The sequence below is a fragment of the Thermogemmatispora sp. genome, assembly GCF_042408735.1.
GTDB lineage: Bacteria > Chloroflexota > Ktedonobacteria > Ktedonobacterales > Ktedonobacteraceae > Thermogemmatispora.
On record NZ_JBHOQV010000123.1, the window covers coordinates 13,166 to 35,570 of the forward strand.

Here is a 22,405-nt window from a genome sequence, read left to right on the forward strand (position 1 = left end):
GAGAAGCAACTCATGCAGGCTGAATCAGCGCAGCCTCCGATCCGAGCGAGCGCAGTCATTCGCAATATCGGGCAGCTTGTGACAGTGGCCCAGCGGCCAATCGAAGGAGCCAGGGGAGCGCTGCAAGTCTTGGACAACGCGGCTTTAGCGATCTACCACGGTAGAATTGTCTGGATTGGGACCGATGATGAAGCGGAACCCTTATTCCTCTCGACACGCCAGGACGGCGTCACCATAGTCGATGCCCAGAGAGCGGTCATTACCCCCGGCTTTGTCGACTCGCACACCCATCTCGTTTTTGCGGGTCAGCGCGCTGAAGAGTTTCACCTGCGTCGGGCAGGGATCACCTACGCTGAACTGCTGGCGCAAGGCAAAGGGATCTTAACAACTGTAGAAGCGACCCGCAAGGCCGATGCCGAGACCTTACTGGCCCTGGCGCAGAAGCGGCTTCATCTCATGCGTGATCACGGCACGACCACGGTTGAAATCAAGAGTGGCTACGGTCTGGACCGCATTAACGAAGAAACCTGCTTGCGCCTCATCAACAACCTCAAGGCCCTGGAGGAGGGGGCGCCGTCTTCTGTCCCTCAGCGGGTGCGCGTGGTGCCTACCTTTCTGGCGGCCCATGTCCTGCCGTTGGAATACCGCGAGCGACGAGCAGACTATCTCGACCTGGTTGTCGAGGAACTGCTGCCCTCCTTTGTGGGGCTGGCGCGCTTCTGCGACGTCTTCTGCGAGACAGAGGCCTTCACTGTAGAAGAGTGTCGCAGGATTCTGAGCCGGGCCAAAGAGCTGGGCTATCGTCTCAAAATCCATGCGGATCAGCTCAGTCCCTCGGGTGGGGCACGCCTGGCGGCGGAGTTAGGGGCGACCTCTGCCGATCACCTGGACCATGCCAGCGACGAAGACCTCAAGGCGCTGCGCGACGCCGGCGTGGTGGCGACCCTCTTGCCGGGCTGCTCGTATACGCTGCGAAGCCCGTATCCCTCAGCGCGGCGCCTGCTGGACCTGGGCCTGACCGTGGCCCTGGCTACCGATTGTAATCCTGGAACTTCTTATTGTGAAAACATGCAGATGATGATTGGCCTGGCGATGGCAGCGATGGGGATGTCCCTGGAGGAGGCGCTCACGGCGGCGACTATTAACGGAGCGAAGGCCCTGGCTCTGGACGAGGAGATTGGGAGCATCGAGATTGGCAAGCGCTGCGAGCTGGCACTCTGGCAGCTTGAGGACTATCGTGAGATCGGCTATCATTTTGGGGTCAACCTTGTGCAGTCAACGCTCACGCTGCTCTAGCGCTTTGGCGCCTGGTGGCTCTCGCCACGGTAGGATTTGCTCAGAGGCCCGGTTAGTCGGGGTTGGGCCAGCTTCAGCTCCTTGCGTGGCCGGCGCACTGGCAGTCGACAGCTGAAGATCAGGCTGGGCGGCGCCCGCTGCTCTGTCTGGAGGGTGGCGCTCAGAAAGAAGCTGAGCGAGGAGGGTTTCCAACCGTCAGTCAGACGTTGACTGAGCAGGGACAAGGGGTGCCAGCGGTGCCAGCGGTGCCAGCGCTGCCAGCGCGCCTCGCAGTCTATCCTTAGCAGCAGGCAGTGTTTCACGTGAAACACTGCCTGCTTTATCAGCATTGGGGTCAGGCCAGGGCTGCAGGGTGTAGTCTCTGGCTCCACTGCGCCGCTGGCCGGGCCCGCTGCCGCTGGCGATGCGGCAGAGAAAGGCGGAGCGACCCTTCCGAAGCAGGCCGCTCGTTTGCCTTTCCCTGCTCCTTCTGCTAGAATCCTGGCAGGAGGCGAAGCAGCCAGAAAGGACTTCAGCGATGAAGAATCACATGACCCATCATCATCAAACGGACCTCCGCAGCGCCCCCCTGGTTCTCAACGGCCAGGCCCTCACACCCGCCGAAGTCTGCGGTGTAGCCCGGCGCCTGGTTCCGGTACAACTAGGACCGGAGGCTGAGGTTCGCATCCAGCGTGCGCGAGCCCTGATCGAGCGCATCGTGGCCGAAGACCGCAAAGTCTATGGAGTCACCACCGGCTTCGGTCATCTCAGCCGTGTGCGTATCAAACACGAGCAAGTGCTCGACCTGCAGTACAATCTCCTGCGCAGCCACGCTGCTGGCCTGGGAGAGCCACTTGACGAAGAGACCACCAGAGCCATGATGCTTCTCCTCGCAGCCAGTCTGGCCCGTGGTCACTCTGGCGTGCGTGTAGAAGTTGTACGCCTTCTCATAGACTTACTCAATGCCCGGCTCCATCCCATCGTACCCTCACGCGGCTCAGTAGGAGCCAGCGGGGACCTTGCTCCCCTGGCCCACCTGGCGCTAGTCCTGGTAGGAGAGGGAGAGGCCTGGTATCGTGGGAGACGCCTGCCTGGAGCCCAGGCCCTGGCTGAGGCCGGTCTGCGGCCGCTCCGTCTTGAAGCAAAAGAAGGGTTGGCCCTGATCAATGGCACCCATCTGATGGAGGCCAGCGCTATTCTGGCCCTGGAAGATGCCTGGACCTTACTCCAGACGGCGGAAGTAGCCTGTGCCCTGAGCGTTGAAGCCCTGATGGGCAGCCATGTGCCTTTTGATGAGCGCATTCAGCGCCTGCGCAATCAGCGAGGCCAGCAAGAGAGCGCCGGGCATCTGCGCCGTCTGCTGGCCAACAGCGAAATTAAACGCAGTCATGAGGACTGTCCCCGGGTGCAGGACCCCTATACCCTGCGCTGCGCCCCCCAGGTCTTTGGGGCCGTCCGCGACGCCCTGGAGTACTGCAGAGCGGTCTTTGAGCACGAACTGGGGGCGGTGACAGACAATCCGCTCATTTTCCCTGATGAGGGGGAGGTGCTCACAGGCGGGAATTTCCACGGCCAGCCTCTGGCCCTGGCCCTCGATGTGCTGGCGCTAGCCCTGACTCAGCTCGCAAGCTTCGCGGAGCGGCGGATCTATCTCCTGATGGGGCCGCACGATTGGGATGACCAGGGAGCCCCGCTCTTCTTGACACCCGAGCCTGGCCTCAATTCGGGCCTGATGCTCACCCAGTATGTGGCGGCGGCCCTGGTCAATGAGATGAAGGTGCTGGCGCATCCGGCCAGCATTGACTCGCTCCCAACCTCGGCGGGGACGGAGGATTTTGTCAGTATGGGCGTGACAGCCGCCCACAAGGCGCGCCGTATCCTGGCGCTGGCGCAACAGGTGGTGGCTATCGAATTGCTCTGCGGAGCCCAGCTTTTGGAGTTTCGCCGCCCTCTGCGCGCTGGCGAGGGCGTAGAGCAGGCTTTTGCGCTCGTGCGGACCTATGTGCCAAAACTGGAGCGCGATCGCCCGCCCGCTCCTGATATTGAGCAGCTGGCTCGCGCGGTGCGGGAAGGCGTGTTTGCCCAACTCTAGAACCCGGCGAAGGAAGCAGACCCTGCACCTCTGATCAGACGGAGGCCCTGTCTTCTGTTTCACGTGAAACCAGCGCCGCCTTCTCTTTCGAGAGGGCGCAACGTTTCACGTGAAACAGTGCCAGCGGGAGCAGTTGCTCCTTCCGCAGGGGACAAAGGTCGCCGTCTACTCCGGCACTAAAACGCGCCGATCACCTCGCCGCCATCGACGATCAAGACTTGTCCCGTGATAAAAGAGGCGGCGGGCGAAGTCAGAAACAATGCTGCCGCCACGACATCGTCCGCCTGTCCCCAGCGTCCCAGTGGAATGCGCCCAGCCACGCGCTCGCGAAAGCCTGCTGGACGCGACCGAGCCCAGTCATTCTCAATCCATCCCGGAGCAATACAATTCACGCGCAGTTGGGGCGCCAGCTCGCGCGCCAGGCAGCGGCTCAAAGCGATGACAGCCCCTTTGGCCGTGGCGTAAACCTGACTGACGAAGCCAGGCGCTCCGTCCAGTGCGTGATTCCAGGCAACATTGAGGATGCAACCGCCGCTCCTCATGAAAGGAGCGGCGGCTCGACAACAGCGCCAGGTTCCCAATACGTCAACTTGCAGCAATCGTTCGAAGCGCTCCTCCTCGCTCAGGCCGCGTGTCTCCGAGGTATTGGCACTGGCTCCCGCGTTGTTGACCCAGACGTCAATACCACCAAGTGCCGTCTGCGCCTGGGAGACCAGGCGCTCAACCTGAGCTGACGAGCCCAAGTCGGCTTGCAAGGCCAATGCCTGGCCGCCCTGACGCTCGATTTCGCTGACCAGCTTCTGAGCAGCAGCCTGCGAGTGCCCATAGTGCACCAGCACTTTGGCCCCCTCGCGCGCAAAAGCCAGAGCCAGAGCCCTGCCCAGTCCCCGCGCCGCTCCCGTGATCACAACACTGCGCCCGTGGAATAGCTGCCCTTCGCGCATACGCTTCTTCTCCCTTCCCGTGCTTATGGCCTGCCTATCGATCGGTCGGTCTGCCTGTCTGTCTGTCTGCTTGCTGGTAGCCTGTCAGCGCCATTGCTGGCGGGAGCGAGGATAACGGACTCTTCGCCCGCTCTGCGCCCTCAGCAAGCCAACAATTTAGCTTTTCTTTCCTGTCTGCCTGCTATTGTACTGAGGTCTGGCGGCTGCTGTCAGCTTTGAGAAAGGGGCTGCCTGGCCTGTCACTCCTTCAGCGCGCTGGCAGCTGTCTACCAGCGCCTCGGTTGCCTGCCTTATCCACATATGTTATCCTGTCTGAGGTGCCGTTTCCTCTCAGGAAGCGGCAGGCGACGATCAAGGTCGATCGTTCGCTCTAGCCAGGTTGCGCCATCCTGGCGCATGGAAGGGAGTAAACAGCGGTGACTACTCACGAGACACCTGCTGATTCATCTCGGGCAGACAATCAGCCGTCTCTGCCTGTCCAGGAGCAGCGGGCCATGATCAGGCGCCTGCGCCATGAACTCCTGCTTCGCTATCGACCTGTGTTACAACAGGGGGCGGGACCCATTCGCGTGATGGCGCGGATGGTCGCCGAGCTGAGCAGGCGCTGCCGCGAGCTCGGGCTGGACGAGGAGATCATCGCCAGCGAAATTGTCGACCGTACGATCGGCGACGTCGATCTCCGTCGGATTGTGGAGTGTGAGGGAGAGCCTGGGGGACCAGGTGACTACCGCACGCTCGCTGATGAGCTGGGTATCGCTCTCCCTGGTGAGCATCTCAATGGCTATACAGCCAGCGGCCAGGTTTACCTGTGGCTGCGCGACCAGATGCTCAACTACGAACGCCTGCTTCTGGACCAGAAGATCGATCTGCGTATCTACGATATTGTTGGCACTGGCAATCCTGTGCTGCGTGACTGGCTTGCCGCCAACTGGCAAGAGCAATGGGGCCTGACAGTCAGAGGTGAGCAGGTCTATCTGAGCCTGGGGGCAATGGATGGGATCGATAAGGCCTTGCGCGGCTTCCGCCAGATGTGCGACGAACAGGGAATCAAGGAAAGAGCGGTACTCTTCCCGGCCCCCGGCTTCGGGGTGCCCGAGGCTCAGGCCAGAGCCTACGGCTATCGCCTGCATCGCGTCAGCACACGGCCCGAGCATCGCTTCAAACTGACCGCCGAGGAGCTGGAGCAGGCTCTGCAAGAGGCGCCCGATATCCTCCTGATCTATCTGACGGTGACGAATAATCCTACTACCTTTGCCTTTACTCCTCAAGAACTGCTCGCTCTGCATGCTGTCGTCCGGCGCCAGCGCGAGGCTGGGCGTCAGCTCTTCTTCCTGGCCGATCTGGCATACGTGGGCACTGGGCCGCTGGAGGACGATCGAGCGCGCATGGCCACTTTTGCTGATCCCGCTCACCTGGAGCAGACTATCTTTGTCAGTAGCCTCTCGAAAACACTCTCACTGACGGGCGATCGCTTCGGCTGGGTGACTATTGGAGACGCTCGTCTGGCCCCGGCCCTGGCCCCCGGCTGGTCGAATAGTATGGCTTCACTGCCTGCGGAGTGGCAGCTGCGTTTCATGGCCTATCTCCAGTTGTTACGCGAGCGGCCCTCTCTCATCGAGAAGCTACGCGATCTCTATCGTCTGCGTCGCCGTCGCTTTATCGCCCAGCTACAGCGGCTTGATCAGGAGCTGCAGCTCTTCGCAGAGATCTATCTGGATGACGATGCTACTGTCTATAACTGGAGCAGGCTGCGCCCTGGCGAAGATGCCTTCTCGCTCTTTGAGAAAACCGGCATCGCTGGGGTGCCAGGCTCCGGCTTCGGTTATACCGATGAGTATGTGCGCTTCTCTGTCGGAGTGATTCCTGTCCCTGATGCTACGACCTCGCGACGCTAGCAAGGAGAGGGCGGAGGCGCAGGCAGGTCCAGGGGGCCGGGCCCAGAAAGAGAGGATACGCCCGGCCTCGGCACAGTGAGCGGTTCCCTCTTTCTGGACTTGGCTCATGGGCAGAAGACAGCTCTTGAGGCCGAGGGTCTTCTGCGTGGCTGAACCTTTGCCGGGAGATAGGGCGAGTGAGCGCCCGCCGGCGTGCCTGCTGCTTGACCCTCACTGGAACTGGTGATACTCTTTTAGCTGAGTGTGGGCGCCCGCGGGACGCTTCCGCGGCGCCAGTGTAGTGGCCGCGTGGATGCTGGCACTGGCGTGCGTACAAGCAGGGTACGGCAAGGTGGGCCGCTAAGGAAGGGAGCTGCGCCAGGCGGGTGAGTCTGGCAGGAGGGCCTCTGGCGCGTGCAAGGCAACGCTGTGGCCGGCAGGTATGGTGCGGCGGTCGTTCCTCGACGAAGAGGTGTGAGGGGGCAGACAAGATTCTGTCCAGCGCTTCCTGGTGTTTCACGTGAAACAGCCGGGAAGGGTGTCTTGTCTCAGGATTGTGGAGGCGCTTTATTCCTCCCGCTCCAGCGCTTCGCAGTCATGCTATCTATGACTCGTAGCAGCAAGTAGCAAGAAGGAGAAACATCCGCATGGTAACACGAGTAGGCATCAACGGCTTTGGCCGTATCGGACGGCAATCCTTCAAAGCGATGCTCGAACGCTATCCCCACGAGCTGGAAGTCGTTGCCATCAACGATCTCACCGACACCCACACCAATGCCCACCTGCTCAAGTATGACTCCACCTATGGCCGCTTCCCTGGCCAGGTCGAGGCGACCCCCGAATCGCTGATTGTCAACGGCCACGCTATCAAGGTCCTCGCTCAACGTGATCCTGCGCAGATTCCCTGGGGTGACCTGGGTGTCGATATCGTCATTGAGTCCACTGGCCTCTTCACCGATGCCGATAAGGCAAAGGCCCACCTGCAGGGCGGAGCGAAAAAGGTGATTATCTCCGCTCCCGCCAAGGGAGAGGATATCACCATCGTGCTCGGCGTCAACGAGCACATGTATGATCCGGCCAAGCACCACATTATCTCCAACGCTTCCTGTACGACAAACTGTCTGGCCCCTGCCGCCAAGGTCCTCAATGATCGCTTCGGCATTGAGCATGGCCTGATGAATACGATCCACTCCTACACGAACGATCAGCGTATTCAGGATCTGGTGCACAAGGACCTGCGCCGTGCTCGGGCTGCCGCCCTCAACATTATTCCTACTACCACCGGAGCCGCTCGCGCGGTAGCGCTGGTCATCCCCGAGCTAAAGGGCCGCTTCGATGGCATGTCCCTCCGCGTACCTACTCCTACAGTCTCCGTCGTCGACTTTGTAGCGACCCTGCGCCAGGCTGTGACGCGCGAGGAGGTGAACGCGGCTTATAAGGAGGCCGCTGCTGGCCCCTTGAAGGGGATCCTTGATTACACCGAAGAGCCGCTGGTCTCCTCCGACTTCCGTGGCGATACGCATTCGGCCATTATCGATGGCCTCTCAACGATGGTGACAGGCGGCGGCCTGATGGTCAAGGTGATCGCCTGGTACGATAATGAGTGGGGCTACTCGACGCGCGTGGCCGATCTGACCCACTTCGTGGCCGAGAAGGGCTGGTAGGCTAAGGCGGTAGGTCGGTAGGTAGCTACGGATGTGGCCGCCGATCTGGCCTGGCTAGCTCGCCAGGGCTGAGAAGCGGTCGCTCATGGTATGGGCGGGGTCTCCCCCCGCCCAATGGATGGAGGGTGCACTGGCATGAATAAGAAGACGGTCCGTGATATCGCGGTGGAGGGGAAACGGGTGCTGGTGCGCGTGGATTTCAACGTGCCTCTCGATGAAGAGGGGCACATTACCGATGATACGCGCATCCGTGCCGCTCTGCCGACGATCCAGTATTTGCTCGACCACGGAGCGGCAGTCATTTTGATGTCCCATCTGGGCCGGCCAAAGGGCAAGGTAGTAGAGAAGCTGCGCATGGCTCCGGTGGCCGTGCGCCTGAGTGAGCTGCTGCAGCGTCCTGTCCAGCTCGCTCCCGATTGCATCGGTCCCCAGGTTGAGGAGTTGGCGCGCGCGCTGCAGCCGGGTCAGGTGCTGCTGCTGGAGAATCTCCGTTTCCATGCCGAGGAGGAGCAGAATGAGGCCGGGTTTGCTCGCCGCCTGGCGACCCTGGGCGATCTCTATGTGAACGATGCCTTCGGCACGGCCCATCGCGCTCATGCCTCTACCGAGGGAATTACTCACTATCTGCCCGGAGTAGCCGGCTTCTTGATGGAAAAGGAACTGAATTTCCTCGGCGCGGCTCTGGAGAACCCTCGCCGTCCCTTTGTGGCTGTGGTCGGGGGGGCGAAGGTCTCCGATAAGATCGCCGTCCTGGAGCGCCTGCTGACCCTCGCTGATGCTCTGCTGATCGGCGGTGGGATGGCCAATACGTTCCTGAAGGCCGAGGGCTATGAGGTGGGGGCTTCGCTGGTCGAAGAGGGCAAGCTCGATGTGGCTCGCGATCTGCTGGCGCGCGCGCGTGAGCGCAAGCTGGAGCTGGTGCTGCCGGTGGATGTGGTGATTGCCGATCGCTTTGCTCCCGACGCTCAGTGGCGCGTGGTGCCGCGCGATCAGGTGGAACCTGGCTGGCGTATTCTGGATATCGGGCCAGAGACGGTGGCCGCTTTCCGTCAGGTGCTGGAAAAGGGAGAGACCATTGTCTGGAATGGCACCCTGGGGGTGGCCGAGATGCCGGCTTTCGCCCGCGGTACTCAGGCGGTGATCGAGATCCTGGCGGCCTGTACTGCCCGCGGGGCTACCACGGTCGTCGGTGGTGGCGATTCGGCGGCAGCGGTAGAGCAGGCGGGCGCTGCCGACAAGATGACGCATGTGTCGACCGGCGGTGGCGCTTCGCTAGAGTTTCTCGAGGGGCGCGTGCTGCCAGGCGTCGCAGCTCTGCAGGATCGCTGAGGGTGAGGTGAGCAGCTATGACCACTACCCCAGCGCGTACCGCGATTATCGCCGGTAATTGGAAAATGCACTATGGCCCACGTATGGCCTCTAGCTTTGCCCTGGAGATCACGCCAGCGTTGGGTAAGTTGCTCAACGAGTATCCTTATTTGCTCTGTATTCTTTGCCCGCCAGCGATCTCGCTCTCCGCTGTCCGCGAGGTTCTCGATGCCCTGCTCTTCGAACGCATTGAGCTGGGCGCTCAAAATATGCACTTCGAGGAGAAGGGGGCCTTCACGGGCGAGATCTCTCCTCTGATGGTCCGTGAGCTGTGTACGACGGTGATCCTCGGCCACTCAGAACGGCGCACCTATTTTGGCGAGGGCGATGAGCTGGTAAACCGCAAGGCTCAGGCTGCCCTCAGTCATGGCTTGCGCCCGATTGTCTGCGTGGGTGAGCGCCTGGAGGAGTATGAAGCCGGAAAAACGGAGGCCGTGATCCGGACCCAGGTGCGGCAGAGTCTGGCAAATTTCCGCGGTGAGCGAGCCTGTGACGTGGTCATCGCCTACGAACCAGTGTGGGCCATCGGCACAGGTAAAGCCTGCCCCGGCGAGGACGCTCAGCGCACGATCCGCTTGATCCGCGAGCTGTATGCCGATATGTATGGCGGCGATACGGCCAGCGCCGTGCGCATTCTCTACGGGGGAAGCGTGACCTCTGCCAATATCGCCGAGTACATGGCACAGGCCGACATCGACGGAGCGCTCGTCGGCGGCGCCAGTCTCAAAACCGACTTTGTGGAGATTGTGCGCAAAAGCATTGAGGTACTCAAGCAGGCCTGACAGGAGACTGCCAGTTGTGTCCCATGCTGGCAGCTCATCTCGCCTCCGGCAGGACGCTCTCTGGAAAGACGCCGGTGACCGCTAGTCATCCGTGACGACCTGGCTCCTCTCTCTCCGCTGAAGAGCAGCAAAGGCGGGGCTGAGAGGAGCTTTTGTGCTCGTCCGTTTATCAACCGCTGGCCGCTTACACCCTCCCCTCTGCTGGTCTGCTGCGCGCCAGAGACCATGCGTCCTCCGTGCGAGCAGGTCCGACTGATGGGAAACTGTTACAGTGAGACTGTAACAATTAAGGAGATTCTGGAAGATCATCTGAAGCCTGTCCCGCGGCTATGCAAGGAGCATAGTGTGGAGCAGTGTTCTGAGCATGACTTCCTGGCCCTTGCCCTTCTACTGGAGGCCGGCCGACATACATATGCCGCGCTGCGCTGGGAGACGCCGCTTCCGTGTTGTCGCTGCCGCCTGGTTCGCACCAGTTGGAGTGGCAGGATGGCTCCTGGCGCGATTGCGATACCTGCTTTGGTCCGGCCTTCTTTGTTGGGCAGGAGGTTGTCTCGTGGCGAGACGAACCCGTCTAGTCTCTTGCTTAAGCTGGTGGAATGGCGGCTGACCTGACGATGCAGGGCGAGGCTGGTTGTCTGTATCTACATCTACGCCTTTTTACGAAGCGCGTTGCGTCAGATCTCGGTAGGGCGGCCATTTCGCGCTCCCTCTCTGTGGGAGGAGGCTGACCTGCGCTATCTGAACCGAGCCAGGAGCGACCCGGCCGTCTTCGATGGCCTGCAAGAGGTTTCCTCCTCGGCTACAGGGGTGCTCTATCGTCTGCGCTGCTGCGGAGGTTTCTTGCGCTGATGCCTGCCTGTCGGAGCGCTGCTCCTTGCGCGTGGATGATAAGAGGAAAAGAGGGCACGAAGCAGCGGGCTGGCCGTTCTTGCTCCCATGCCTGACCTGCTTCGTGCCGCCGTGACCGCGCTGGCGGCTTGCTATAGCTAGCCTGCGACAGGCCCGGCCTCCAGACCCGGCTGCGTCATGCGCTCGGGATCCAGAATGCGATTCAGCTCCTCCTCGCTCAGCTGTGTACGCTCGCGGGCTACCTCGCGTACGGTGCGCCCGCTGCGGTGGGCTTCCTTGGCGATCTCCGCGGCTGCGTCGTAGCCGATGATGGGCGCCAGAGCCGTGCAGATCGCCAGTCCACGCTCGACCATCTCTGGCCCCTTCTCGGTAGCTTTAATGCCGCGCAGGCACTGCTCGGTGAAATTGCGCACTGCGGCGCTGAGCAGGCTGATGGACTGGAGCAGATTATAGGCCGTCACCGGCATCATCACGTTGATCTCAAAGTTGCCCGCCTGGCCGGCGACGGTGATCGTCGTGTGGTTGCCCATGACCTGAGCGCAGACCATGCACAGGGACTCAGCAATGACCGGGTTGACTTTGCCTGGCATGATGGAGCTGCCGGGCTGAACGGCGGGTAGCTCGATCTCGCCAAAGCCGGCGCGTGGACCCGAGCCCATCCAGCGGATATCGTTGGCAATCTTCATCAGGCTGACCGCCAGAGTATTGAGGGCACCGCTGGCCTCGACAGCATTGTCCAGGGTGCTCTGGGCCTGAAAGTGGTTGCTGGTCTCGCGGACGCTCACCCCGTTCATGTCCGAGAGACGGCGACAGACGCGAGCGGCGAACTCGGGATGGGTATTGACGCCCGTGCCGACCGCTGTGCCCCCAAGGGCTACCTCGGAGAGTTCGCTTTCGGCGTGACGCAGGCGAGCGATAGCGCGTTCGATCTGACCGGCGTAGCCCAGAAACTCCTGTCCCAGTCGGATAGGAGTGGCATCCTGAAGGTGAGTGCGCCCGGTCTTGATGATCGGCCAGAAGGCTTCTGCTTTCTCGTGCAGCACGCGCTGCATCTCTTCCAGGGCCGGGATCAGCTCTTTGTCAATGCTGACCAGCGCCGAAAGATGGATGGCGGTGGGAATGACATCGTTCGAGGACTGCCCAAAGTTGACGTGGTCGTTGGGATGGACCAGCCGCGAGCCACGCGCTCCTCCCAACAGCTCGCTGGCCCGGTTGGCAATGACCTCGTTGGCGTTCATGTTGGTCGAGGTGCCTGAACCGGTCTGGAAAATGTCGACCACGAAATGCTCATCAAGCTTGCCATCGATGACTTCTTGGGCCGCTTGCACGATGGCGGCGGCCAGACGCTCGTCAAGCAGGCCCAGCTCGGCGTTGGTCTGAGCGGCTGCCTGCTTGATCTGGCCGAGGGCCCGGATAAAAGCACGCGGGAAGCGGAGATCGCTGATGGGAAAGTTGAGAACGGCGCGCTGGGTGCTGGCTCCGTAGTAGGCGTTCGCGGGGACGCGCATCTCGCCCATGGAGTCGCGTTCAATGCGCGTTTCTTCTGCCAGGCTGCTCACAGCATCCTCCTCGATGGAATCCTGGTCTTTCTCGCTGGCTAGCCAGCCAGGGCCGCCGGGCGGTCCGCCGCCTTGCTTTCGACAAAGACGGATCAGGCTCAGCCCCAGGCTGCTGCCTGTCCCATTATATCACTGCCGTGCCGTGGGAGGCGGCAGCTTCCGGGAGAGGGGGACCTGCCGCCAGCCGAAGGACCTCTGGTATGACGGGCTGCTCTTCGCTATAATGTAGCTGAAGGCTGCAAAGCATGGATCGATTCTTTCTGTAGGATGCTCGCGAGACATGTTACTTGAAGTTGAAATACAGAAAATGCTCGTAGATGGCAGCGAGTGGGGTGCGTGGAAGGGCTATCAGCTACCGCTGAGCGAAGAGTACGTGTCGGTCTGGACGCCAGTCGGCACGCCAATGCGGTGGCGGCCAGGTACCTGGATTCTCGAGCGGCATTCGCTGACCTACTTCTGGCCTCATGCCTGGTATACCATTCACATCGGCTACGACCATCAGGACGGGCACTTTGTGAGCGGCTATTGCGATGTTGTGCTGCCGACTGACCCCTATACCAGCACCTCTCAGCGGCTCATCTATGTCGATCTCTACGTTGACGTCGTGATCCGCGAGGATTTCAGTGTCTATACCAAGGACCAGGAGGTCTTCGAACGCGCCGCTCGGCGCTATCCGCTGGTCGAGCAGGTGCGGCAGCGCTCGTTCGAGGTGCTGGACTGGCTGGAGGCGCAGGCCAGACAGTGGAGTGGTCCCTTCGCGGTGATCCCCCGTCGCCTGCCTCTGGTGGACTGGGAACGGTTGAGCGTGGAGGAGATGCGCGCGGCCTGGCAGGCTGCTCTTCTCTAGGCACGTCTCACTCCGCTCTCCACCAGGAAAACAGGCCAATCAGACAGGCTGTGAGTTGCTTGTGAGAAGGAAGGTGGCTGCGGGTGCTCTCCGATGAGCTGCGTCAGGCACTGCTGACACATGGTATCGAGACCTCCGACGATGAGGTGGCCTTACGCCAGATCCTGGAAAGGTATGTTCCGACCTATACCTTGATCCGCCTGGCTCCCTGGCCTGCACGTCGCTGGAAATGTCGTTATCGTCTGTTGATGCGCGACCAGATCTACGATGCTCAGAGTGTCGCCGAGGCATATGCCCGGGGCCTGCTGGCCGTGCTTGAAGGTCGCTATCAGCCGGAGCCGGAGGCCGAGGGGCCAGTGACAACCCAGGAGGAAGCGGGCGAGACCAGCTGAGGCTCTGGACCTGGTAGCTGGTCACCGGGCGCGGGGGGAAACAAACTGGCCAGCGCTGGTCGCGATCCGGTCTCTAACCTCGAAGGGCTGGTAAACGGCGAGAGGACTGTTCCCTGGCCGGGCTTTGCTCGTTTAAGAACAATGAGGGTACCTGGCCTCCGAGGCTCCCTGGTGGCCCTGTCGGGCTACCGGATGCTCAATTGATCGGGCCTTATGTATACTGGTACTGGCGATAGCAGGAGCGCTGGAAGATTTAATCTGGCTCGCCTGCTGGCCGGATCAGGGTGACGGCAGAGGGGCAGTGGTCCATCCTCGACTCCGGGGAAGCCGGATCTGACTGTCGCTGTTGCCTGAGCCCGACTCGATTGGTCAATCGATCGACCGACCGACCAACTTACTGACCGACTGACGAAAGAGGTGTTCTGTATGCAGCGCACGATGTGCAAATCGAAGATCCATCGCGCTACAGTCACTATGGCCGACCTCAACTATGTCGGCAGCATTACTATTGATCAGGATCTCCTGGAGGCAGCAAACATCTATCCATATGAAAAGGTTCAGGTTGTCAATGTGACCAACGGTTCGCGCCTAGAGACCTATGCTATTCCTGGCGAGCGAGGCTCTGGGGTGATCTGCCTGAACGGCGCGGCTGCTCGTCTGAATGCTGTCGGCGATATCGTCATTGTAATGAGCTACGCGCTCTTTAGCGAAGAAGAGATCCGCTCACTGAGACCGCGCATTGTCCTGGTCGACGAGAACAACCGTATCAGCGAGCTACGCGAAGTGCCCTTGATCGAATTGTTGCCCGAGGCGGCGGCCGAAGAAAGCTACGCCGAGGCCGCTCGTTGAGCGCAGCGCAGTAATTCATTTCGTGTAACCGCCCGGTTACATGAATTACTGCTTATACCAAGCCTATCAAACGTTCGTGAGATTTCCCCCTCCTTTCGACAGACAATCCTCGCAGCCAGCCAGCTTCTTCCCCTCGTTGAGCCACCGCCTTTCCTTGCTGTTCCTCTCGCCGGCGTATCTGGTCTCTCCTCTCCTCGCTTATCGGCCTCTTTCTATCCACCCGTTGGCCGGCATCGTAGAGGCTGGCAGAGCTTGTCTTTTCTTCTCGCATGTCCCTATCGTAGCGTTTCAGGGGCAAAGCGCAGGGACTTTTCTGGGAACCGCCTGGTGGATTGCACGCCTGGGCAGCGACATGCTATAGTAGATCCATGCAGATTACAGCAATAGAGCCACAGGCGAACAAAAGCGAGCAAGTGAACCTCTTTGTCGACGGCCAGCGTTTACTGACTGTCAGTGCCCTGGTGGTCGAGCGTCTGGGTCTGGTCGTTGGTCAGGAGCTAAATGCCGAGCAGTTAGCCCAGCTTCGGCGGGAAGCCGCTGTGCAGCAGGCCCTTGATCGCGCCTTAAACTATCTCTCTTTTCGTCCGCGCAGCCGTCAGGAGGTGCACCACTATCTGCGACGGAGGGGGACTGCTCCCGAGCTGATCGAGGCGGTGCTGGAGCGGCTCACCGAGCTGGGCCTGGTCGACGATCGGGCTTTTGCCACTTTCTGGGTGGAATCGCGCGAGCGTTTTCACCCAGAAGGTGCTCAGGCTTTGCGTAGCGAGCTGCGTGCCCGAGGAGTGGCGCCCGAGATCGCGGCTGAAGTGGTGAGCCAGGGGGACGATGAGGAGCGCGCATTGCGTGCCGGGCGCAAGAAAGTGCAGGCGCTGATGCGCGGCGGGGCGGGCAAGAACTATGAGGCTTTTCGCAATCAGTTAGGGGCTTTTCTCCTGCGACGTGGCTTCAGCTATGAAACGGCCAAGCGGGTTGTCCGCCTGCTCTGGCATGAGGCTCGTGCCAGTGCCGCGGACACCGATCCCGCTGATGAGCCTATGGACTAGCAGAAGCTGTGGCGCTTCTGGTCGGTGAGGCCGGAGCTGTCGCTGTTGTGGAGCTAGCACCGCTTGCTGAGGGTAACTGCACGCTCGGCAAGTTGGTAGGGTTCACCGGGATAATCTGGATACGCTGCGGATCGTCGGGCAGCACATCGTTGCTGCCTCCAGCCAGGTGAATACCGATCGAGGCCGGATCAACTCCTGGCTGCTTCTGCAGGTAGGTGCGCGCCTGACTGACCTTCAGACCTTTGATGTGGCTCTTCATGCTCTCCAACTCATCTTGGGAGAAGAGGTACTGGGCTAAAGCCGCGGCTGGTACCTTCAGCGTCGCGGTCCCTTGATTGTCAACGCTCTGCACGTTGACCTTGCCGATCTGGGTCGTCTTCAGTTGAGCATGAGCCCCAAGCTGCTGCTGGGCCTGCTGGCCCAAGAGTTGCAGCACGAGCGAGCGCACATCTCCCAGGAGAAAGTACTCGACGCTGCCCTGCTCGGTGAGTGTGACTGTCACCGTGCTGCTTTCGACTCCGATCGGTGGCTCGGTCTTCTCGTCGACGTCCGAGAAGACGATGTCGCCCACCTGTTGGGCGTTTTGTTGGTGGAGCTGGCGCTGCAGGTCTTGCGAGATCTGATTGACCAGGATCTGCTTAGCCTGGTTAGCCAGTCTGATCTGATCGACGATGTCGACCGACTGCTTGCAGTCGAGGATCAGCAGGGTGCACTTACGGCCTGTGGTCGCTCCCTGCTGAGAGAGAGTCTTGCTCTCGCTCAGCACGCGGGCTGGAATGGTCTTGCTAGCCGTATCGACCTGCTTGACCTTGAGGCTAGCGGTGATCGTAAAGACCTGAGAGAGCGTGGCGGTGCGGGGAGAGATGTTAATGGAGGCGCTCGCCAGGCCGGGAGCCTCCAGGAAGAGCAGACCGCCAATGAGCAAGAGCACCAGGGCAATCGTCACAAAGATCAGGGCCAGCAAGGGATTCTTGCGCCCGCGAGGGGGACGACCGCCGGACCTCCGGCCGGGACCGCCGGAGCTGCTGAGAACATCGCGCCCCAGATCCATCGTCGGCGCATCGTAGTCTTCTCGCGCGAAGCCGCCCTGTCCTGAAAGGGAAATCGGCGGTCGTCCTGTGGGAGACTGCGGTGGCCGCGCAGGGGGAACGTAGGGAGACTGCTCGGGGGCATCTTCGGAACGCTGCAAGGTCATCACCTCAGGAGGAGTGTGGTCCGACAAGGCCGATGGCCGGGAAGCTGCGCCTTGGTTAGCTGATCGGCTGGTGGCGGCTGGCTGGCGTGGGCCAGGTTGGACAGCTACATGTTGAGCCGATGAGGAGCGCTCGCTCTCTTCGACAACCGCTCCGATGGCTCGGTAGGCTTGCTCGAAGGCGGCCAGCAGCTCCTCTGCGCTGCCGAAACGCTCCTTGGGGCGCTCTGCGATCGCCCGTAGCACAACGCGGGCCAGCGGCTCAGGAAGGCGCCTGCGAGGCTGCTCCTGAGAAGGAAGCTGGCCGGTGAGCATCTGATAAAGAATCACGCCCAGAGAATAAATATCGTTACTGACGGCTGCAACGCCCTGCAGGCGCTCGGGTGCCATATAGGCCAGTGTGCCTACCTCGTTGCCAGGCAGAGTCAAAGGCGCCTCGGCGTGCTGCCCCTGGATAGTGGCGATGCCAAAATCGATGAGGCGCACGTAGACCTTTCCATCAGAGCTGCGGTCCAGCAGCACGTTGCTGGGCTTGAGGTCGCGGTGAATGACGCCCCGGCGATGAATATAGGCCACGGCTTGCACCAGAGCGGTGAACAGCCTGTAGACCTCGGGTAGGGGGAGGGGACCACGCTGGAGGCGTTGAGCCAGCGTGCCCCCCTCGATGTAGGGAGTGACAAAGAACAGTCGCCCCTGCTCTTCGCCGAACTCGATCAGCGAGAGAATATGCTCATGCTTCAGATGGGCGTTGACCTCGGCCTCGCGCAGGAAGCGCTGACGAGCGATCGGATCGTGCACCAGGTCAGAGCGCATGATCTTGATCGCAACCTCACGGCCGAAGGCGGTGCGCTGGCGGGCCAGGTAGACCTCACCCATGCCGCCCACGTCAATACGGCGCACTAGCTCGTAGTTACCGAAGCGCCGTCGATTACCATTGCTTTGTTGGCTCCTCTGAGCATTGTTCTCCGGCTCTGGCATAGGAAGACCAAGTTGCTCCCTCATCTCCCAATCCCCTGACCGCCTCTCTCTGCTTAGCAACAGAGAGACATGCATCCAACCAGGATGAACAGCAAAGATGAACAGCAAACAGGAATATGGCAGAGATCGTTACGCATCGCTCGCCGCTCCGTGAGGATGGCTACGATGCCTGTCTCTGCCGGTATTATACCCCGATCGCTACCGCTCGCCCACTGGTAGAAGCTCCTCCATCTTCAGCGGGAGCCGGCGTTGCCTCCTGGTAATGGGCGCGCAGCCAGCGCACGATCAGAACGAAAAGTACCAGGAAGATGATCGTCAGCAAGATGATTAGCAGCTCATCGATCCCAAAGCTCATAGGGCCAAGGTTGAGCTGCCAGCTCTCAAGTGTCGGTCCCACGGGGGCCGGTAGCAGAGTAAGCGAGCCGCAAGCGTTCCAGAGCGCGTGCTGTAGGACTGCGTACAGCCAGCAGGCAAAACCGAGCAGAAAGCGCCGCTGCCTGGTGCGGACCAGGTAGTACCAGCCCAGGGCCACCATACCGGCGCCCAGGCCGTGAAGCAGCCCTGCCCCCGAGCGGACTAGCGCCACGTGAGCCCAGTTGCTGTAGCCCATGCTGATGTAGCCAATGGTTTCAACCAGGTCGAAGCCAATACCTGCGCTCATCCCCAGAATGAAGGCCTCGATCCCGCTGGTGAAACGCCCGCTTAGCAGCGCGACCCCCAGCGGCTTGACAGTCTCTTCGATGAGCGGCGCCACTACTATGGCCAGAATCAAGAGAAAGGTTCTCTGCCCCGTCTGATAGCTGGGATTCGACGGATCGTTCAAAAAGGCCGGGTTAAGATTGCTGCCTGCCGCAATGAGCAGCGTGGCGGATAGCTCGAGCAGCGAAGCCAGAAGAATGCCAAGGGTTGCCCCACTGGTGAGAGCCAGGGTAAAGCGTCGCCAACTGGTCGACCAGCGCGCCTGACGTAGCAGGCGCAGGCCCAGGGTGAAAAGAGTAAGAGCCGGAAGGATGGCCGTCAGCAAGATCAGGATGGTGGTCAGCAGCAAGAAGCTGTCTGCCTGCTGGGTAGCCTGTAGAATCAGCCCAATGGCGAGCGTGATCAGGTAGCCGATCAGAAAGATCCAGAACGGGGGCATCTTCAGAATACGGCTCGGCTTCCCCATCAACGAGCGAATGCTGTGGTAGAGGCAGAAGCTGCCACCAATCAGACCGGCGCTGGTATATACCAGAGTCTGCACCGTCAGGGGGTAGAAAGTGCTCGTCGAGCGCCCAGAGACGGAGAGCAACAAGGCGAAGCTGGCCAGGATCAGCAGGACAAGGCCAGTCAGCAGAGCGAGAGCCGAACCGACGATGCCGACAATGCCCAGCACCATCTGGTAGTTATCTCGCGGACGCTGGGGTGCAGCGGCGAGACCTGGCTGCCAGTAAAAGGGATAACCTGGCCATGCCGGCCAGTTTGGGTAACCGGGATAACCAGGGTAGCCGGTGTAACCAGGGTAACCAGGGTAGCCAGGGTAGCCGGTGTAACCAGGATAGCCGATGTAGCCAGGATAGCCAGGGTAGGGAGGCTGAGCCGGATGCCAGGCACCTGGCCAGCTCGCTCCTCCGCTCTGACCGGCGTATGGCGGGTAACCAGGGTAGGAAGAGGAGGCGGGTGGTCTCACAGAAGCCGGAGGGAAAGCAAAGCCTGAAGACGCTGGCACCGGTGGCGCTCCTGGCGACTGAGGCCAGGCAGGCCCGCCTGCTCCCGCGGCTCCAGCGGCTGGCAAGCCCGCCTGGATAGGCGGCAGAGCCGCTGGCGGAGAGGGAGAGGGCCGGCTCACCTCCGCCAGCGGCTCTGCTCTCTCCTCTAGAGGTTTGGCCTCCCTCTGTGCCTCCTGAGAAGCCTGCTGAGGCGCTCTCGGATCCTCCTGCAGGGACGGGTGCTTTGGCTGAGTCGGCGTCTCCTCGGACGCCTGTGCGATTTTCTCGTATTCTGAACTCACTGTCAATAAGCCTTTTCCAGTACCTTCTACTGTTGAACGATTGATTACAAGACTCACTCAAAGCATATGACAGGTGACGAAAAATGTGAAGAGCCAAAATCTGGTATTCCTGCCGGAAAGGAGCACATCTTGCCCTCTGGCTAGATTCGGCCCTGTTCCTGAGCGACTGCGCTCAGATGGTTGCGCACCTCCCATAGTTCGGGATAGAACACATCATGAATAGTACGTTCGAGCAGAGAAAGAGGTGTGCCGCCGGTGCCGGTCGTCGCCGCGCCGATCATGCGCTCGGCCAGCTTATAATGCCGGAAGCGGAAGGTCTGCATCACCTCGTCGTAATCGATGAGTGCCTCAGCAAAGGCATGGAACAAGGGATAGCGCTCGGCTTCCAGGTAGACATCGCTGAGCGAAGCCCCGGCGGCGGTCAGCAAGGCCCGGAAATCATCCCACAGCGGCGGAGACAGGCGCAGCAGCTCGCGGTAACCGGGCGAGTCGCTGCCCGCTCCGCCAGCCAGCAACTGGCGAAAAGCGTGGAAGTCCCAGGGCGACATTGTCTCCAGCATGCGCATATTCTCCAGCAGCAGATACTGGATGCGGATCACGCGCTGCAGCAAACGCAGAGCCTCGCTGACCTTGGCCTCCTTCAGCAGGCGGCTAATGCTACGCAGCTCGAAAGCTGTCTCCTTCCACCACAGTTCAAAGACCTGATGAACGATCTGGAATTGCAGTTCATCGTGGTGTTTCAGCTCCTCTTCTGGCTTCTGTAGGGAGAGCAGTTCACTGAGCCGCAGATAGCGTGCATAGACGCTCTCGCCGCGCCCAAGGCGACGCACCTCAAGATTGCCAGATCGCTGGCTCATCGTAGCAACCTCCTTCGCTGGAACGTGTGGGCGGCGCCAATGCCGTCCCTCTCCTTTTTACTTATTCGTTAGACGGAGACAGTTGTCATAATAAGAAGGATACCATTTCTAGCGAAAGAGTGCCCTGTCTCAGAGAGCCGGCCTGAGTGGGAGAGGGAGAGAGAAGGCCGAGGCGACGGTCCAGGCTGAGCTAGAAGGTAGCTGGGAGGGAGAAAGAGAACCTGTCTTGTCAGGAGGCTATGGTATAATCTTAGCGATATTTGCAAGCCGATCGGAAAGGCCTGGAAACCACATGGTGCAGGCGGAACGCATTGCCATCGATGGGCCAGCGGGCGCGGGCAAGAGCACAGTAGGCGAGCGCCTGGCGCGCTGTCTGGGCTATCTCTATATTGACACAGGGGCTATGTATCGGGCCTTGACCTGGCTGGCCCTCCAGCGAGGAATTGACCCACGTGACGGGGCGGCCCTCGGGCGCCTGGCCCGCGAGGCCAGCATTATCATCGGCCATCCCCATATTGAGGACGGGCGCCAGTACACAGTGACCGTCAACGGCGAAGACGTCACCTGGGCCATTCGGAGTCCCGAAGTGACCCGGACCGTCTCGCTGGTCTCTTCCCATCCTGAAGTCCGCAGGGTCTTGATCGAGGCTCAGCGCGCACTGGCCCGCGCGGGCCGCGTTGTCATGGTTGGGCGCGACATCGGGGCCGTCGTCCTGCCCGATGCCGAACTCAAGATCTATCTGACGGCCAGCCTGGAGGAGCGCGGGCGCCGACGCTATGCCGAGCTGCTGGAGCGTTTGGGCCAGGATCACCCAGCTCTCCCCTCCTTTGAGGAAGTGCTCGCCGACATTCGGCGCCGCGACGAAATCGATCGTGATAACATGCAGCCGGCGCCCGACGCCGTCGTCATCGACACCGACCATCTCAGCGTAGCGCAAGTCCTGGAACGCATCTGTCACTTTCGGGGAAAGCAATGAAACAAGAAGTCAGCCTCTCCGCCGAACAAGGGCAGCCGGAGAAGCCAGAGAGCCGGCAACAGGCGAAGCGCGCGGCCTCCAGTCGCCGCCAAAAGGACCTCTATCAGCCTTACGAGACGCCGACCCTTATCTATGAGATCCTGCGCATCCTGGCCGTGCTCCTGCTGGCTGTGATCGCGCGCATGCGTCCCCGCGGTCGCCACCACATTCCGCGTCAGGGACCTTATATTGTGGCCTCTAACCATCTGGCCTGGACCGACATCCCGCTTATCCCCATCTATTTGCCTCAGAAGGTCGTCTACATGGCCAAAGAGGAAGTCTTTCAGGGCCGCCTGCACTGGCTGGCGCGCTTCCTGGGGGCCTTCCCCGTGCGCCGCGGCGAGGGGGATCGCCAGGCTCTGCGGGCGGCAGAGACCGTCCTCAAAGCCGGTCGGGTCCTGGTGATCTTCCCCGAGGGAACACGGAGTCGCAGCCGCACGCTGGCCCGCGCCCATGCCGGCCTGGGCATGATCGCCCTGCGCAGCGGCGTGCCTGTCTTGCCGGTGGCGATCTGGGGAAGCGAGGACCTCTTTAAAAAGTTCCGCCCCGAGATTCACATTGTCTACGGCGAGCCACTGCTTTTCAAGCCGCAAGGTCCCAAAATCACGCGCGAGGAGATCGAAGAGGCAACGGAGCGCGTCATGCGCAGTATTGCTGCCCTCTTGCCACCTTCCTACCGCGGCGTCTATGCCACCTCCCTTCCCTCCTCCGGGGAGGAGAAGGCCCCAGCGGCTGGGCCTGTCGGTGATCAGTAGCAGGCAAGGAGACTCAAGCCCGCTCTTCAGATCGCTGCCTGACGTACGGACTGGTTGCCAGGCGGCGATCTGAGCTAGAGGGC

Annotated in this window: 18 protein-coding genes; 13 read left to right on the forward strand and 5 right to left on the reverse strand. The window is 61.1% G+C overall.

Going from position 1 to position 22,405, the window contains the following annotated elements; all coding sequences use genetic code 11:
- Positions 1-12 precede the first annotated feature (12 nt).
- Together hutI and hutH are read left to right on the forward strand one after the other, a co-directional pair.
- Positions 13-1,296: an imidazolonepropionase gene (gene hutI / locus ACFMO7_RS11105; RefSeq protein WP_069805818.1), complete on the forward strand. Its 1,284-nt coding sequence runs from the start codon at positions 13-15 to the stop codon at positions 1,294-1,296.
- A 517-nt stretch (positions 1,297-1,813) separates the two neighbouring features.
- On the forward strand, positions 1,814-3,367 hold the full coding sequence (gene hutH, locus ACFMO7_RS11110) for a histidine ammonia-lyase (RefSeq protein WP_376795550.1): 1,554 nt from the start codon (positions 1,814-1,816) through the stop codon (positions 3,365-3,367).
- A 176-nt stretch (positions 3,368-3,543) separates the two neighbouring features.
- Here hutH and ACFMO7_RS11115 read toward each other — a convergent pair whose 3' ends face one another.
- Complete coding sequence (locus tag ACFMO7_RS11115; RefSeq protein WP_376795551.1) at positions 3,544-4,311, reverse strand: SDR family NAD(P)-dependent oxidoreductase; 768 nt, start codon at positions 4,309-4,311, stop codon at positions 3,544-3,546.
- A 416-nt stretch (positions 4,312-4,727) separates the two neighbouring features.
- Here ACFMO7_RS11115 and ACFMO7_RS11120 point away from each other — a divergent pair, with 416 nt between their 5' ends.
- From ACFMO7_RS11120 to ACFMO7_RS11140, 5 genes are all read left to right on the forward strand, one after another.
- Positions 4,728-6,206 (forward strand): pyridoxal phosphate-dependent aminotransferase, encoded by a 1,479-nt coding sequence (locus tag ACFMO7_RS11120; protein ID WP_376795552.1) that lies wholly within the window; start codon positions 4,728-4,730, stop codon positions 6,204-6,206.
- Between the two features lie 626 nt (positions 6,207-6,832).
- A complete protein-coding gene (gene gap / locus ACFMO7_RS11125; protein ID WP_376795553.1) occupies positions 6,833-7,849 on the forward strand; it encodes a type I glyceraldehyde-3-phosphate dehydrogenase in 1,017 nt (338 codons plus the stop codon).
- Between the two features lie 135 nt (positions 7,850-7,984).
- Positions 7,985-9,178 (forward strand): phosphoglycerate kinase, encoded by a 1,194-nt coding sequence (locus ACFMO7_RS11130; protein ID WP_376795554.1) that lies wholly within the window; start codon positions 7,985-7,987, stop codon positions 9,176-9,178.
- A 17-nt stretch (positions 9,179-9,195) separates the two neighbouring features.
- Positions 9,196-9,999: a triose-phosphate isomerase gene (gene tpiA, locus ACFMO7_RS11135; RefSeq protein ID WP_376795555.1), complete on the forward strand. Its 804-nt coding sequence runs from the start codon at positions 9,196-9,198 to the stop codon at positions 9,997-9,999.
- Positions 10,000-10,644: 645 nt separating this feature from the next.
- Complete coding sequence (locus ACFMO7_RS11140; protein WP_376795609.1) at positions 10,645-10,848, forward strand: DUF5680 domain-containing protein; 204 nt, start codon at positions 10,645-10,647, stop codon at positions 10,846-10,848.
- 137 nt (positions 10,849-10,985) lie between these two features.
- Here the strand turns inward: ACFMO7_RS11140 and ACFMO7_RS11145 are convergent, their stop codons facing one another.
- Positions 10,986-12,398, reverse strand: a complete 1,413-nt coding sequence (locus ACFMO7_RS11145; RefSeq protein ID WP_376795610.1) for a class II fumarate hydratase — start codon at positions 12,396-12,398, stop codon at positions 10,986-10,988.
- 289 nt (positions 12,399-12,687) lie between these two features.
- Here ACFMO7_RS11145 and ACFMO7_RS11150 point away from each other — a divergent pair, with 289 nt between their 5' ends.
- From ACFMO7_RS11150 to ACFMO7_RS11165, 4 genes are all read left to right on the forward strand, one after another.
- Positions 12,688-13,254, forward strand: coding sequence for a DUF402 domain-containing protein (locus tag ACFMO7_RS11150; RefSeq protein ID WP_376795556.1), 567 nt, complete (start codon positions 12,688-12,690; stop codon positions 13,252-13,254).
- Positions 13,255-13,337: 83 nt separating this feature from the next.
- Positions 13,338-13,646 carry a hypothetical protein gene (locus ACFMO7_RS11155; RefSeq protein ID WP_376795557.1) on the forward strand — a complete coding sequence of 103 codons (309 nt, stop codon included), beginning with the start codon at positions 13,338-13,340 and terminating at the stop codon, positions 13,644-13,646.
- Between the two features lie 426 nt (positions 13,647-14,072).
- Positions 14,073-14,495, forward strand: coding sequence for an aspartate 1-decarboxylase (gene panD, locus ACFMO7_RS11160; protein ID WP_376795558.1), 423 nt, complete (start codon positions 14,073-14,075; stop codon positions 14,493-14,495).
- Positions 14,496-14,863: 368 nt separating this feature from the next.
- Positions 14,864-15,538: a regulatory protein RecX gene (locus tag ACFMO7_RS11165; protein ID WP_376795559.1), complete on the forward strand. Its 675-nt coding sequence runs from the start codon at positions 14,864-14,866 to the stop codon at positions 15,536-15,538.
- Here ACFMO7_RS11165 and ACFMO7_RS11170 read toward each other — a convergent pair.
- The 3 genes from ACFMO7_RS11170 to ACFMO7_RS11180 all read right to left on the reverse strand — a co-directional run bounded on the left by ACFMO7_RS11170 (position 15,528) and on the right by ACFMO7_RS11180 (position 20,552).
- Positions 15,528-17,708, reverse strand: a complete 2,181-nt coding sequence (locus tag ACFMO7_RS11170) for a protein kinase (protein ID WP_376795560.1) — start codon at positions 17,706-17,708, stop codon at positions 15,528-15,530. The two genes, ACFMO7_RS11165 and ACFMO7_RS11170, sit on opposite strands and share 11 nt — an antisense overlap.
- A gap of 184 nt (positions 17,709-17,892) precedes the next feature.
- A complete protein-coding gene (locus ACFMO7_RS11175; RefSeq protein ID WP_376795561.1) occupies positions 17,893-19,413 on the reverse strand; it encodes a PrsW family glutamic-type intramembrane protease in 1,521 nt (506 codons plus the stop codon).
- A gap of 422 nt (positions 19,414-19,835) precedes the next feature.
- Positions 19,836-20,552, reverse strand: a complete 717-nt coding sequence (locus ACFMO7_RS11180; protein WP_376795562.1) for a tryptophan 2,3-dioxygenase family protein — start codon at positions 20,550-20,552, stop codon at positions 19,836-19,838.
- A 292-nt stretch (positions 20,553-20,844) separates the two neighbouring features.
- On the opposite strand from ACFMO7_RS11180, the gene cmk reads away from it, so the two are divergent.
- Both cmk and ACFMO7_RS11190 read left to right on the forward strand, forming a co-directional pair.
- Positions 20,845-21,528, forward strand: coding sequence for a (d)CMP kinase (gene cmk, locus ACFMO7_RS11185; protein ID WP_376795563.1), 684 nt, complete (start codon positions 20,845-20,847; stop codon positions 21,526-21,528).
- The gene (locus ACFMO7_RS11190) at positions 21,525-22,322 is read left to right on the forward strand and encodes a lysophospholipid acyltransferase family protein (RefSeq protein WP_376795564.1); all 798 of its coding nucleotides are present in this window, start codon (positions 21,525-21,527) and stop codon (positions 22,320-22,322) included. The genes cmk and ACFMO7_RS11190 overlap by 4 nt, the downstream gene beginning before the upstream one ends.
- Positions 22,323-22,405: the final 83 nt, after the last annotated feature.